The 13,134-nt window shown below is 69.9% G+C and carries 11 protein-coding genes; 3 read left to right on the top strand and 8 right to left on the bottom strand.

What is annotated here, in order from left to right; all coding sequences use genetic code 11:
* A partial coding sequence (locus AOZ53_RS12975) for a FecR domain-containing protein (RefSeq protein WP_054488081.1) occupies nt 1–849 on the top strand: 849 nt, incomplete at its 5' end.
* Between the two features lie 117 nt (nt 850–966).
* Nucleotides 967–3,381 carry a TonB-dependent receptor gene (locus tag AOZ53_RS12970; RefSeq protein WP_231690610.1) on the top strand — a complete coding sequence of 805 codons (2,415 nt, stop codon included), beginning with the start codon at nt 967–969 and terminating at the stop codon, nt 3,379–3,381.
* Nucleotides 3,382–3,423: 42 nt separating this feature from the next.
* Here AOZ53_RS12970 and AOZ53_RS12965 read toward each other — a convergent pair whose 3' ends face one another.
* From AOZ53_RS12965 to metC, 6 genes are all read right to left on the bottom strand, one after another.
* Nucleotides 3,424–3,963: a sigma-70 family RNA polymerase sigma factor gene (locus AOZ53_RS12965; RefSeq protein ID WP_054430462.1), complete on the bottom strand. Its 540-nt coding sequence runs from the start codon at nt 3,961–3,963 to the stop codon at nt 3,424–3,426.
* 113 nt (nt 3,964–4,076) lie between these two features.
* Complete coding sequence (locus AOZ53_RS12960; protein WP_054430463.1) at nt 4,077–4,832, bottom strand: amino acid ABC transporter ATP-binding protein; 756 nt, start codon at nt 4,830–4,832, stop codon at nt 4,077–4,079.
* Nucleotides 4,829–5,926: an amino acid ABC transporter permease gene (locus tag AOZ53_RS12955; protein WP_054430464.1), complete on the bottom strand. Its 1,098-nt coding sequence runs from the start codon at nt 5,924–5,926 to the stop codon at nt 4,829–4,831. Before AOZ53_RS12955 ends, AOZ53_RS12960 begins: the two co-directional genes overlap by 4 nt.
* A complete protein-coding gene (locus tag AOZ53_RS12950; protein WP_054488079.1) occupies nt 5,923–7,071 on the bottom strand; it encodes an amino acid ABC transporter permease in 1,149 nt (382 codons plus the stop codon). Before AOZ53_RS12950 ends, AOZ53_RS12955 begins: the two co-directional genes overlap by 4 nt.
* 19 nt (nt 7,072–7,090) lie before the next feature.
* On the bottom strand, nt 7,091–8,230 hold the full coding sequence (locus AOZ53_RS12945) for an amino acid ABC transporter substrate-binding protein (protein ID WP_082380307.1): 1,140 nt from the start codon (nt 8,228–8,230) through the stop codon (nt 7,091–7,093).
* Between the two features lie 153 nt (nt 8,231–8,383).
* Nucleotides 8,384–9,532: a cystathionine beta-lyase gene (metC, locus tag AOZ53_RS12940; RefSeq protein WP_054430467.1), complete on the bottom strand. Its 1,149-nt coding sequence runs from the start codon at nt 9,530–9,532 to the stop codon at nt 8,384–8,386.
* Between the two features lie 108 nt (nt 9,533–9,640).
* Between metC and AOZ53_RS12935 the strand changes: the two genes are divergently transcribed.
* Entirely contained in the window at nt 9,641–10,555 is a 915-nt protein-coding gene (locus AOZ53_RS12935) for a LysR substrate-binding domain-containing protein (protein ID WP_054488077.1), read from the top strand.
* Here the strand turns inward: AOZ53_RS12935 and AOZ53_RS12930 are convergent.
* Nucleotides 10,545–12,626, bottom strand: coding sequence for a TonB-dependent copper receptor (locus tag AOZ53_RS12930; protein ID WP_054488075.1), 2,082 nt, complete (start codon nt 12,624–12,626; stop codon nt 10,545–10,547). The genes AOZ53_RS12935 and AOZ53_RS12930 overlap by 11 nt on opposite strands.
* Before the next feature lie 88 nt (nt 12,627–12,714).
* Complete coding sequence (locus AOZ53_RS12925) at nt 12,715–13,113, bottom strand: DUF2946 family protein (RefSeq protein ID WP_054474418.1); 399 nt, start codon at nt 13,111–13,113, stop codon at nt 12,715–12,717.
* Nucleotides 13,114–13,134 lie beyond the last annotated feature (21 nt).

The raw sequence follows: 13,134 nt of genomic DNA, 5'->3' as shown, positions 1-13,134 counted from the left end.
CGCGCCGCGCATCCGGACCACGAGCGCGCCTGGCTGCACGTCGAGGCGGTGCTCGGCCGCTTCCAGGCCCTGGAACAGGCGCCGGCCGCGCGCGCGTTGGCCGGCCTGCGCAAGCCGTCGCGCCGCAAACTGGTGTTCGCGCCGTTGTGGCTGGCTGCCGGCGCCGGCGCGGCGGGCCTGGCGGCCAGCCGCACGCCGACCGGGCGCGCCTGGGTCGCCGACCTGCGCACCGCCACCGGTGAATTGCGCTGGGTCACGCTGGACGACGGCTCCCGGCTGCTGCTGGGCACCGGCACCGCCCTGGATATCGAGTTCGACGCATCGCAACGCGCCATCGCGTTGCGCGCCGGCGAGATTTTCGTGGCGACCGCGCATGGCGACCCGCGCCCTTTCAGCGTCCGGACGCCGCAGGGCTCGGTGCGGCCGCTGGGCACCCGCTTCAGCGTGCGGCTCGATCCGGACCGGACCATGGTCGGCGTCGAGGAAGGCGCGGTCGAACTGCGGCCCCTGCGCCAGCCCGACCTCGCGCTGCGCGTCGCGGCCGGCGAATCGGCCTACCTGACGCAATGGGCGCCGTCCCGCGCCGAGCCGCTGCCGGCGCAGGCCCTGGCCTGGACGCGCGGACAACTGATCGCCGACGACGAACGCCTGGGCGACTTCATCGTCAATCTGTCGCGCTTTCGGCCCGGCATCCTGCGCTGCGATCCGGCGGTGGCGGACCTGCGCTTTTCGGGCGTGTTCCCGATCGCCGATACCGACCACATCCTGGCCCTGCTGCCGAACTCGCTGCCGGTGGCCATCCGCCAGGTCACGCGCTACTGGGTCACGGTGGTTCCCAGGGCCGGCTGAGTTTCAAGATACACACTGTTTCATCTCGACGCCCGTTTCGCGTGCCCGATCCGGCTGCCCGCTGCTCCTACCTGCTGACGTCAATTCATTCCTTCAGCACTTCATTCGAGAGATCACATGGCAGCGAACCCTCCGCGCGGGCTGACCCGCGCATTCATCGCCACGCTGATGCTGGGCGCCAGCGCCGCGGCGGCAGCCCAGGGCGCGGCGCCGGGCGCCACGGCTTCCCGGCCGGCACAGCAGGCGGCGGCGTCCTACGACATTCCGGCCGGCCCGCTGGCGCCGGCCCTGCGCAGCCTGGCCAGCACCGCCGGCATCGCGCTGACCTTCACGGCCGACCAGGTCCAGGGCAAGACCACCGCCGGCCTCAAGGGCGCCTACCGCCCGGCGCAGGCGTTCGAGGCATTGCTGGCCGGCACCGGCCTGCAGGCCGTGCAGCGCGCCAACCAGGGCTACGTGCTGACGCCCGCCGTCGACGCGCCCGTCACCGCGCTGGCGCCCGTGACCGTCACCGCCCGTTCGGTCTACGAGCTGCCCGAGGCCTACGCCGGCGGCCAGGTGGCGCGCGGCGGGCACCTCGGCCTGCTGGGCAACACCGACTACATGGACACGCCCTTCAGCATCGCCAGCTACACCGCCCAGACCATCCAGGACCAGCAGGCCGGCAGCATCGCCGACGTGCTGACCACCAGCGATTCGTCGGTGCGCGCCTCGATCGGCAGCGGCAACCGCTATGACGCGCTGACCATCCGCGGCTTTCGCGTCGACAACGACGAGATCGCGCTCAACGGCCTGTATGGCCTGGTGCCGGCCTATCGCATCAATCCCGACCCGGTGGAGCGCATCGAAGTGCTGCGCGGCGCCGGCGCCTTCCTCAACGGCATGCTGCCGTGGGGCAGCGTGGGCGGCAGCGTCAACATCGTGACCAAGCGCGCCGACGACGCGCCGCTGACGCGCTTCACCACGGAATACGCGTCCGACTCGCGCTGGGGCGGCCACCTGGACCTGGGGCGCCGCTTCGGCGACCAGAACCAGTACGGCCTGCGCGTGAACGGCGCGTTCCGCGGCGGCCAGCCGCGCATCGACGGCCAGTCGACGCAGAACGGTTCGGGCTCGCTGGGCCTGGACTATCGCGGCGACCGGCTGCGGCTGTCGGCCGACATCGTCTACCAGGACGACTGGATGCGCGCCGCCGCGCGCGGCTACACGGTCGCTCCGGGCGTCAAGGTGCCGGGCGCGCCCGATCCCAAGATCAACCTGGCGCAGCGCTTCGACACGTCCAGCGCGCAGAGCCTGACCGGGCTGGTGCGCGCCGAGTACGACCTGAGCGACCGGGTCTCGCTGTTCGGCGCGTTCGGGGCCAACCGCTTCGACTACAACAAGCGCGAGGCGCCGGGCGCCACCATCGTCGGCGACAACGGCGACGCGCTGTCCACCTCGACCCACCAGAAAGGCAAGACCGAGGCCACTTCGGGCGAGATCGGCATCCGCGGTCGCATCGAGACCGGCCCCGTCACGCACCAGCTGGTGCTGAGCGGCAACCGGCTGGAATCGCGCACCTGGCAGGGCCAGACGCGCTACGCGGACTACGCCACCAACATCTATCACCCCGCGCGCCTGGCCGATCCGGGCGCGCCGATCGCCTACTCGCCGGAAACCAGGACCAGCCTGAGCATCCTGCAAAGCGTGGCCGTGGCCGATACCCTGTCGGTCAAGGACGGCCTGGTGCAACTGACCCTGGGCGCGCGCCGCCAGAACGTCAACACGCGTTCGTACTCGCCGGCCGGCGACGCCACCAACCGCTACGACCAGAGCGCCACGACGCCCTCGGCCGCGCTGGTGGTGCGGCCGACGGAACAGGTCTCGCTGTACGCCAGCTACATCGAGGCGCTGACGGCCGGCGCCTCGCCGCCGGCCGACGCCGCCAACGCCGACCAGGTGTTCGCGCCCTACAAGTCCAAGCAGTACGAGATCGGCAGCAAGCTCGACTTCGGCGCCTTCGGGGCGTCGCTGGCGCTGTTCCAGATCCGCGTGCCGGGCGGCATCGTCGATCCGGTGTCCAAGGTCTACAGCCTGAATGGCGAGCAGCGCAACCAGGGCGTCGAGCTGAACGGCTTTGGCGAACTGGCGCGCGGCGTGCGCCTGCTGGGCGGCGTCACCTGGCTGGATGCGAAACAGCGCAAGACCCAGGGCGGCTTGAATGACGGCCGCCACGCCGTCGGCGCGCCCGAGCTGCAGGCCAACCTGACGCTGGAATGGGATACGCCGTTCGCGCCGGGGCTGACCCTGATGGGCCGGGCCATCCACACCAGCCAGGCCTATCTCAGCGCCGACAACAGCCAGCGCGTGCCGGCTTGGACGCGCTACGACTTCGGCGGCCGCTACAAGACCCGCGTGGCGGGCAAGGACGTGACGCTGCGCGCGACCGTGACCAACCTGCTCGACAAGCACTATTGGGAGGCCAATCCGACCGGCTACCTGATCAGCGGCATGCCGCGCACGCTGTGGCTGTCGGTGGCGACGGAGTTTTGACGACGACGCTCCGGGCCGCCCGCCGGCGGTCCGGCCCGGCCCTCACGCCGCCAGCGCGAACAGGCAGTGGGCGTTGGCGCGGATCAGGTATTTCTTGACGGTGCTGGGCGAGATGCGCAGGCGCTCGGCGATCTGCGCGTAGGTCAGTTCCTCGATGTGCGCCATGATGAAAGCGCTGCGCGCCGCTTGCGGCAGGCCTTCCAGCGCCTGGTCGAGCTGCTGCAGCGTTTCCACCGCCAGCGCCACGCTTTCCGGCGACGGCGCGGTCGGGACCGGCAGGCAGGCCAGCGCTTCGAGGTAGGCGGCTTCCAGCGCCGCCTTGTGGCGCCGGCGCGCGATCAGGCGGCGGGCGATGGTGGCCAGGAACGGCCGGGCTTCGCGGATGGCGTCGCGCCGGCCCTCGCCCAGCAGGCACAGGAAGGTGTCGTGCGACAGGTCGGCGGCGTCGCTGCTGTTGCCGACGCGGCGCCGCAGCCAGCCCAGCAGCCAGGGATGGTGGTCGACATAGAAGCGTTGCAGCTGCGTGCGGGCAACGGCGTCGACGGCGATCGGGGCGGAGTAATCCAGGTCCTGAGTGGCCATGGCGGGTACGCCGCCTCGCGGGCCGCGTGATTTTCAATTACGAACGAGTTTCATTATAAATTGAAGCCTCGCTAAATCGCCGCCCCGCCCCGATCTTTCGCGCCGCCCTGCCCTCAATGCAGGATGCGCTCCAGGAACGCCCGGGTGCGTTCATGCCTGGGGTTGTCGAAGAACGCGCCGGGCTCGCCCATCTCGATGATGCGTCCGCCGTCCATGAACACCACCCGGTCGGCGACGTTGCGGGCAAAGCCCATCTCGTGCGTCACGCACAGCATGGTCATGCCGTCCTCGGCCAGCGAGGTCATGGTGTCCAGCACTTCCTTGACCATCTCCGGATCCAGCGCCGAGGTCGGCTCGTCGAACAGCATGATGCGCGGCTGCATGCAGAGCGAGCGGGCGATGGCCACGCGCTGCTGCTGCCCGCCTGACAACTGGCCGGGATACTTGCCGGCCTGGTCGGGAATGCGCACCCGCTCCAGGTAGCGCATGGCCAGCTCCACCGCCTGCGCGCGCGGCATGCGCCGCACCTGGGTCGGCGCCAGGATGCAGTTCTCCAGCACCGTCAGGTGCGGGAACAGGTTGAAGTGCTGGAACACCATGCCGGCGTCGGTGCGCACGCCGTCCACGGCGCGCAGGTCGTCGCTCAGCTCGACGCCGTTGACCACGATGGAGCCCTGCTGGTGGCGTTCGAGCCGGTTGATGCAGCGGATCATGGTGGACTTGCCCGAGCCGGACGGCCCGCAGATCACCAGGCGCTCGCCTGCGCGGACCTGCAGGTTGATGTCCTGCAGCACATGGAAGTCGCCATACCACTTGTGCATGCCGGCGATGGCGATGGCGGGCGGCGTGGCGGCGGAAGGCGTGGTCATCGGAGTTCCCCTTTTTTGTAGCGGTGCTCCAGCCACATCGAGTAGCGCGACAGGCCGAAGCAGATGCAGAAATAGATCGATGCGATGAAGAGATAGGTCTCGACGTAAGGCGTGGGCCAGGCCGGGTCGGTCAGCGCCGCGCGCCCCGAGCTGAGCAGGTCGAACAGGCCCACGATCAGCACCAGGCTGGTGTTCTTGATCATCACGATGGCGGTATTGGTGAGCGGCGCGATCACCTTGCGCAGGGCTTGCGGCAGCACCACCAGCCGCGTCATCTGCCACCACGACAGGCCCAGCGCGCGCGAGGCCTCGGCCTGCCCGGGCGGGATCGCCTGCAGGCCGCCGCGGATCACCTCGGCCAGGTAGGCGGCCGAGAACACCGTCAGCGCGATGCCGGCGCGCAGCAGGCTGTCGATGGTCATGCCGGCCGGCAGCATGATGGGCAGCACGATCGAGGCCATGAACAGCAGGCTGACCAGCGGCAGTCCCCGGATCAGCTCGATCACGCCGATGCTGATGAAGCGCGCCGTCGGCAGGCTGCCGCGGCGTCCCAGCGCCAGCAGCACGCCCAGCGGCAGTCCGGCGCCCAGCGCGCACACCGCCAGCAACAGCGTGATGGGCAGGCCGCCCCACGACGAGGTCGGCACCCGCGCCAGGCCGAACACGCCGCCCTGCATCAACAGCAGGCCGGCCGCCAGGCCGACGATCCACAGCGCCGCCGTGCGGGCGCGCCATTGGCGCGGGCTGAGCGAAAACACCGTCATCGCCAGGATGAACAGGCAGACCACGGTGGGCCGCCATTGCTCGCCGGGCGGATAGATGCCGAACAGGATCTGGCGCATCTTTTCGCCCAGGAATGCCCAGCAGGCGCCGCTGGCCTGGCGGCAGACGTCGCCCGTGGCGCCCGGCCAGACGGCGTCCAGCACCGCCCAGTTCAGCAGCTTGCCGGCCGCGGCCAGGACCAGCGCCAGCGTGGCCACGCTGGCGACCGCGCTGACGGCGCTGCCGAACAGGCGGTGCCAGACGCTGTCGCGGCGCTCGCGCGGCGGCCGCAGGGCCTGCGGCGGCAGGGAGGAAGGATGGGACAGGCTCATGCGCGTTGCGTCCTCAGGATGCGGCGGTTGTACAGATTCATGAACAGCGACACGCTCAGGCTGATGCTCAGGTACACCGCCATCAGCACCGCCACGCCCTCGATGGCCTGGCCGGTCTGGTTGATGGTGGTGGTGATGACGAAGGACAGGTCCGGGTAGCCCACCGCGAGCGCCAGCGTGGTGTTCTTGATGATGGACAGGTACTGGCTGGTCATCGGCGGGATGATCACGCGTAGCGCCTGCGGCACCACGATCCAGCGCAGCGCGGCGCCGGGTTTCAGGCCCAGCGAATGCGCGGCTTCCCACTGGCCGGCGGGCACCGCGTCGATGCCGCCGCGGATGATCTCGCCGGAGAACGCCGCCGAATAGATCGTCAGCCCCACCAGCAAGGCAGTGAACTCCGGCGTGAAGGCGCTGCCGCCGGCGAAATTCAGGCCGCGCAGCGCCGGCACGTCGGCGTGCAGCGAGGCGCCGCCCCACCCCGCCGCGGCCGCCACCAGCGCCACCGCCGCGAGCAGGCCCAGGCCGCGCCATGGCATGCGCGGAGCGACGGCGCGGCGCGCCAGGCGCCACGCGCCCCACAGCAGCAGCGCCGCCCCGCCCAGCGCCCACCACAGCGGCTGCGTATCGCCCTGCAGCGACAGGCTGGGAAAGAACAGTCCGCGCACCGACAGGAACACGCCGGGCAGCGGCTGCAACGCCTGCCGCGCTGGCGGCAGATTGATCGTCACCAGGCTGTACCAGAACAGCAGTTGCACCACCAGCGGCGTGTTGCGCACGGCTTCCAGGTAGACCGTGGCCACGCCCGTCACCAGCGGATGGCGGCTGCGGCGCGCCAGCGCCAGGCCGAAGCCCAGCAGCGTCGAGGCCGCGATCACCAGCGCCGAGATGTACAGCGTGTTGACCAGCCCCACCAGGAAGGCGCGGCCGTAGCTGTCGGTGGGCTGGTAGGCCAGCAGGCTTTCGGCGATGGGAAAACGGGCCGCCTCGCCGAGGTAGTCGAAGCCCATGGCGATGCCGCGCTGGGTCAGGTTGGCGTGGGCGTTCCAGGCCAGCCAGCCCACCGTGCCGACGAAGGCGCAGGCGATCAGCAGCTGCGCCAGGACGGCCCGGCCCCGGCCGTCGAACCAGAGTCGCTTGAACATGATGAGACTCGCGCGCCGGTCAGTTGAAGACGTACGGGTACATCAGGCCGCCGTCGCGATACAGCCGGTTCATGCCGCGCTCGAGCTTCATCGGGCTGTTCTTGCCGACGTTGCGCTCGAAGATCTCGCCGTAGTTGCCCAGCTGCTTGACGATGTTGTAGGCCCAGCGCTCATCCAGCCCCAGCGCCTTGCCGTTGCCCGGCTCGGTGCCCAGGAAGCGGGCGATGCGCGGATCGTCGGACTTGAGCATGTCGTCGACGTTGGCCTGGGTGATGCCCATGTCCTCGGCGGCGATCGGCACCTGGATGACCCATTTGACGATGTCGAACCAGCGGTCGTCGCCATGGCGCACCGACGGCGTCAGCGCCTCGCTGTGGCCGCTGGCCGGGAAGATCACGTAGTCGTCGGGGTTCTGCGCCTGGGTCGCGCGCACCGCCGCCAGCGCCGAGGCGTCGGTGATCAGGCCGTCGCAGCGGCCCGAGAAGAACGCCTGGCGCGAAGCCGCGACGTTGTCGAACAGCACGGTTTTCAGGCCCAGCTTGAACTTGCGCGACAGGTCGGCCACCGTGACCTCGTTGGTGGAGCCGGTCTGCACGCAGATGGTGGCGCCGTTCATGTCCTTGGTCTGCGTGATGCCCAGGTCCTTGCGCACCATGAAGGCGTCGTACTCGTAGTAGTTCGGATAGGTGAAGTTGATGCCGTTGGCGTCGCGCCGCAGGGTCCACGAGGTGGTGCGCGGCAATACGTCGATCTGGCCGGTCTGCAGGGCCGTCAGGCGCTGCTGGCCGGTCAGCGGCACGAAGCGCGTCTTGCTGGCGTCGCCCAGCACCGCGATGGCGATGGCGCGGCAGGTGTCGACGTCCAGGCCCTTCCAGTTGCCGTCCTTGTCGGGCGCCGAGAAGCCGGTGGTGCCATGGCCGGAGCCGCAGATGACATAGCCGCGGGCGCGGATCTGGTCCACCGTGGGGCTGTTGGTCTGGGTGACGGCCGCCGCCACCGGCGAGGCGCCGGCGGCGGGCGTTTGTGTCGCGGTTTGTGTCGCGGTTTGTGCCTCGGGTTGCGCCGCGGACTGGGCGGCGGCCTGGGCCGGCACGGCGGCCGGGACGCAGGCCGCGATGGCCAGGGCGAGACAACGGTAAGTCTGCTTGAAGCTGAACATGGCAATTCCCCTTGCTATGTGGTGAGCGCCTCGGGGCGCTTCGTGCCGGTCGGCCATGCGCGGCCGGCCGGTGTGTTGAACGGGATTCGGCGCAAAGCGCCGTCCGGGTGGGCCGGGCGCCGGGCTCGCGCCCGGCCCCGCCCGGCCGCGCGCTCAGCGTTGCGCCTGATAGGCCGCCAGCGCGGTGCGCAAATCATCCTTGAGCGTGTCCACGTCCTCCAGGCCGATCGACAGCCGCACGATGGGCCGGTCGGTGGCCGGAAAGGCGCGGCCGGCCTGCAGCCCCGCCGGGTAATAGGCCGCCAGGCTGTGCACCCCGCCCCAGCTGGCGCCGATGGCGAAATGGCGCAACGAATCGAAGAAACCGTTGAAGGCCGCCTCGGGCGCCGGCGCCAGCACCATCGAGAACAGGCAGCCGTTGGTGCGGAAGTCGCGCCGCCACAGGGCGTGGCCCGGGTCCGACGGCAGCGGCGGGTACAGCAGGCGCTCGACCTGCGGCTGGCTTTGCAGCCACTCGGCCACGCGCAGCGTCGCGTCGCTCTGCGCGCGCAGCCGCAGCGCCAGCGTCTCCAGGCCGCGCAGCACCAGGAAGCAATCGTCCGGGCTGACCTGCTGGCCCAGGATGCTCTGGGTCTCGCGCAGCACGGCGTAGTGGCCGGCGTCGTTCATGCTGATGCTGCCCATCAGCACGTCGGAATGGCCGCCGAAGAACTTGGTGGCGGCCTCGACGCTGAAATCGACGCCGTGCGCCAGCGGCTGGAAGCCCAGCGGGCTGGCCCAGGTGTTGTCCATCATGGTCAGCACGCCGTGGCGCCGAGCGGCGGCGGCGATGGCGGGCACGTCGGCCATTTCCATGGTGACGGTGCCGGGCGCCTCGATGCAGATCATGCGGGTGGCCGGGCGGATCAGCGCCTCGATGCCGGCGCCGATGGACGGGTCGTACAGCTCCACGTCCACGCCCATGTGCGCCAGCCATTTCTCGCCGAAAGTCTTGAGCGCGCCATAGCAGGCCGCCGACAGCAGCAGGTGGTCGCCGCCGCGCACGAAGCCCATCACCACCGTCATCAGCGCCGCCGCCCCGGACGGCGTGATGACGCAGTGGCGGCCGCCTTCCAGCGCGGCGATGCGGTCTTCCAGCAGGCGCGCGGTGGGCGTGCCGGTGACGCCGTAGCTGAAGCCGTCGGGCTGGCGGTGCTTGCGGTTGACGAAGGCGTCCAGCGAGTCGAACACCACGGTGGAGGCGCGCTGCACCGAGGGCGAGAGACTGGCGAAATCTCTATTAGTCTGATTGATAGCTTTCATCTAATCTATTTGCTGAGCTTAGGAGTGATCGGGAACAGCGCCAGTGTCTGCCTTTCTCCCCATTGCCTCAACAATCGAAAAAACTTAGTCAATAAGCGGGACTTATAGATGGACATGCGCGAGATCCAGGTCTTCCGGGCCGTGATGCAGGCCGGCACCACCAGCAAGGCCGCCACCCTGCTGGGCATTTCGCAGCCGGCGGTGAGCCAGGCCATCCGCAAGCTGGAAACCTCGTCGGAACTGCGCCTGTTCGAGCGCGTGCGCGGCCGGCTGGTGCCGACCCAGGAGGCCGGCGCGCTGATGGAGGAAGTGGACCGTTGCTTCGCCGGTTTCGAGTTGATCGAGCACCGCATCCGCAGCCTGAAATCGTTCGGCGTCGGGCGCCTGGCGGTCGGTTCGCTGCCGGCGCTGGGCACCGGCTTCATGCCGCGCGCCATTGCCGCCTTCGGCCTGCAGGACCGCCGCATCCAGATGTCGTTCCAGATCATGAGTTCGCGCGAGGTGCTGCAGCAGGTCACGGCCGGGCAACTCGACTTCGGCCTGATGGCCGACGAGCTGTCGGTGGCGGGCCTGGAACACTCGGAATTCCTGCGGCTGCCGGGCGTGATCGCCATGCACAGCCGCCATCAGCTGGCGGCGCGGCCACGCATCACGCTGCGCGACCTGACCGAGCACGCCTTCATCGCGCTCAACCCCGAGGACGCCAGCCGCCGGCGCCTGGAGACGGCGCTGCACGACCAGGGCCTGGCATTGCGGCCGGTGCTGGAGACGCCCTATTCCAATTCCGTCTGCGAGTTCGCCCTGCATGGCGTCGGCATCGGCCTGGTGCATCCGGTCATGGCGCTGGACTACCTGGCGCGCGGGCTGACCATCAAGCCGCTGGAACTGGACATCGGCTTTGCCTGCCTGCTGGTGTTCCGGCCCGGCACACCGCTTTCGGAAAACGCGCGGGCGTTGCTGAAAGCGATGCGCATCGAGCTGGAACGGGATCTCAAGCGGATCCGGACGGCGCTCAGTACTTGAAGCTCAGGCGCGCCCAGAAGGTGCGCCCGGGTTCGTTGAAGGCCGTGTTGGCGGCAAAGCCGAAGCCGGCGTCGCCCGCCAGGTTCAGGTGCTCGGCGTAGGTCTTGTTGAACAGGTTGTCCACGCCCAGCGACAGCTTGACCTGCTTGCTGACCGCGTAGCCGCCGTTCAGCGAGAACACGCCGAAGCCGGCGCTGGGGCCGAAGTCCTTGCCGACCACGTTGCCCTGGTTCAGGGCATAGCGGCGCTGCGCCGCCACCAGCCGCCACAGCGCGCCGGCCGACCAGGTGCCGTCGTCATAGGCCGCGCTGAGCTTGGCTTCCAGCGGCGGCATCTGCGGCAAGGCGCGGCCGTCGCTGCGGTTCTGGCCCCAGGCGTAGGCCAGCGTCGCGCCCAGCTTCCAGCGCGGCGCCGCCTGGTAGGACAGCCCCAGCTCGCCGCCGGCGATGCGGGCGTCGATGTTGGCGGCCTGCGTCGAGCTGCCGTGTCCGCCATGCATGCCGCCCATGTGGCTCTTGGCGTAGTCGAACAGGATGAAGTCGTCGACATAGCCGGCGTAGCCGGACAGCCACGCATCCAGGGTCTCGGTCTTGTACTGCGCGCCGAAATCGATCTGCGTCGTCTTCTCGGGCTTGACGCCGCGGAACGCGTTGATCGAGCCGTCGGGCCCCTGCTTCGGCGAGAACAGCTCCCAGTAGTCCGGGAAGCGTTCCGCGTGGCCCAGGCCGACGTACACCGTGGCCGGCAGGTCCGCCAGGTCCCGCTCGTAGCGCAGGAACCCGCTGGGCAGCGTCTCGTTGCGGCGTTCGCCGGCCGTGGGGTTGGGCATCGGCATCATCATCGAGCCATTGTCGCGCCGGAAGTCCTTGGCCGAGGCCCAGTCCACCCGCGCGCCGCCGATGATCCGGCTGTCCTGCGTGGCGTGCCAGGTCAGTTCGCCGAACAGGCCGGTATTGGCGAAGCTGGCATCCTTGACCCAGCTCTGCGAGCGGTACGAGACCGTGTCCGTGCCGCTGCGCGAGCGGTGCCGGCTTTGCTGGAAATCCAGCCCGGTCACCAGGCTCAGGTCCGGCGCCAGGTTCCAGGTGCCGGCGATGCGGCCGCCCCAGGTGGCGCGGTCCACGTCCGCCGCCATCGCCATCGGCATCGAGCTGGTCATGTCCGGCTTGCGCAGCGTGTAGTTGTCCATCACGTGATCGGCGTAGTTGTAGTAGAGCTGCGCCTCCAGCTTGTCCAGCACGCCGCCCAGGTTGCGCTTCTCGAAGCGCAGGCCGAAGCTCTCGCGCTTGAACTGCGAGCCGTCCATGCCGCGCCCGGCGTAGCGCGCGTTGCCATCGCCGGTGCCGGCGGTCAGCTCGTACAGCGTGTCGGCGTCGGGCGTGAAACCCAGCGCCAGGTCGGCGTTCCACTTGTCCCAGCGCGACGGCACCTTGTTGCCGTCGCCGTCCTTGTAGTCCTGGGCGTGCGAATGGTTGGCGGTGATGCGGGTGTAGACCTTGTCGTTGCCCACGGTCAGGTCGGCGGCCTGGTCGTTGCGGCCGTTTGATCCGCCCACGAGGCTGCCGTCGAAGCGCACGCCAGGCTCGGTGAAACGCGGCGTGTCGCGGTCGAAGCGGATGGTGCCGGCGGACGCGCCCGGTCCCCACAGCACCGTCTGCGGGCCCTTGATGACGGTCAGCTTGTCGAAGTTCTCGGGCGAGATGTACGAGCTGGGCGCGTCCATGCGCGCCGGGCAGGCGCCGGGCATCGAGGTGCCGTTGGTCAGGATGTTCAGGCGCGAGCCGAACATGCCGCGCAGCACCGGATCGCCGTTGGTGCCGCCGTTGCGGATGGCCGAAAAGCCGGGAATGGTCTTGAGGTAGTCGGTGCCGTCGCTGGCCGGCAGCGGCTGGCGCGGGATCTTCGGGTCGGTCGTGAAGGTCAGCGGCGCGCTCGGGGCGACGCCGGTGATCACCACCGGATCGGTGGTGGTGATGGCGTCGGCGCCGGTGGCCTGCGGCCAGGCGGGGAACGACGCGGCCAGGGCGGTGGCCAGGCAGGTCGCCCGCAGGATGTCCTTGTTCTTGTGCATGAGAGTCTCTGGATCTGAACGGGCTGGACGCGCGCGACCGCGCGGGCCGCAAGCAAGGCGCGCCAGCAACAACGGAAACGGGTGGGGTTCAGGCCAGGACGGGCGGCGCGCGCGACTGCCGTGGCAATCGCGCCTGCGCGCTGGAGAAGTGGATGTCGACGGTGGGCGCCGGCAGCGCCTGCCGCACCAGGGGCAGGCGCCAGGCCAGCGGCGGCAGCCCTAACAACGCGGCGGCGCCGAGCATGGCACAGCCGGCGAAGCAGCAATGCGGCAAGGCGCCGCTGTGTTGCTGCGCGTCCTGCGTGACGCCGCCCTCGGCGTCCAGCGTGATCACGCGCGGGCCGCTGGCCGTGCAGATGATGGTGGTGGCGCCCGGCGCGGCGCCGGGACCGGGCAAGGCGGCGGAGGCGATCAGCGCCTGGAACACGAACAGGAACGCCGCGGCTAACGCGGTCCATCGTCTCCCGGTATTGGCGCCCGTCTGCATTCGCATCCCCTCGAAGGCGCC

The sequence above is a fragment of the Achromobacter sp. 2789STDY5608621 genome, assembly GCF_001299375.1.
Lineage (GTDB): Bacteria > Pseudomonadota > Gammaproteobacteria > Burkholderiales > Burkholderiaceae_B > Achromobacter > Achromobacter insuavis.
The sequence above is the reverse complement of the archived record's forward strand: the minus strand, read 5'-3'. Positions and strand labels throughout refer to the sequence as shown.

Coding starts and splice junctions, on each gene's coding strand:
- AOZ53_RS12930 (WP_054488075.1), bottom strand. CDS start 12,626: ATGCACAAGAACAAGGACATCCTGCGGGCGACCTGCCTGGCCACCGCC.
- AOZ53_RS12960 (WP_054430463.1), bottom strand. CDS start 4,832: ATGACCACGCCTTCCGCCGCCACGCCGCCCGCCATCGCCATCGCCGGC.
- AOZ53_RS12935 (WP_054488077.1), top strand. CDS start 9,641: ATGGACATGCGCGAGATCCAGGTCTTCCGGGCCGTGATGCAGGCCGGC.
- AOZ53_RS12950 (WP_054488079.1), bottom strand. CDS start 7,071: ATGTTCAAGCGACTCTGGTTCGACGGCCGGGGCCGGGCCGTCCTGGCG.
- AOZ53_RS12965 (WP_054430462.1), bottom strand. CDS start 3,963: ATGGCCACTCAGGACCTGGATTACTCCGCCCCGATCGCCGTCGACGCC.
- AOZ53_RS12955 (WP_054430464.1), bottom strand. CDS start 5,926: ATGAGCCTGTCCCATCCTTCCTCCCTGCCGCCGCAGGCCCTGCGGCCG.
- AOZ53_RS12970 (WP_231690610.1), top strand. CDS start 967: ATGGCAGCGAACCCTCCGCGCGGGCTGACCCGCGCATTCATCGCCACG.
- AOZ53_RS12925 (WP_054474418.1), bottom strand. CDS start 13,113: ATGCAGACGGGCGCCAATACCGGGAGACGATGGACCGCGTTAGCCGCG.
- AOZ53_RS12945 (WP_082380307.1), bottom strand. CDS start 8,230: ATGTTCAGCTTCAAGCAGACTTACCGTTGTCTCGCCCTGGCCATCGCG.
- metC (WP_054430467.1), bottom strand. CDS start 9,532: ATGAAAGCTATCAATCAGACTAATAGAGATTTCGCCAGTCTCTCGCCC.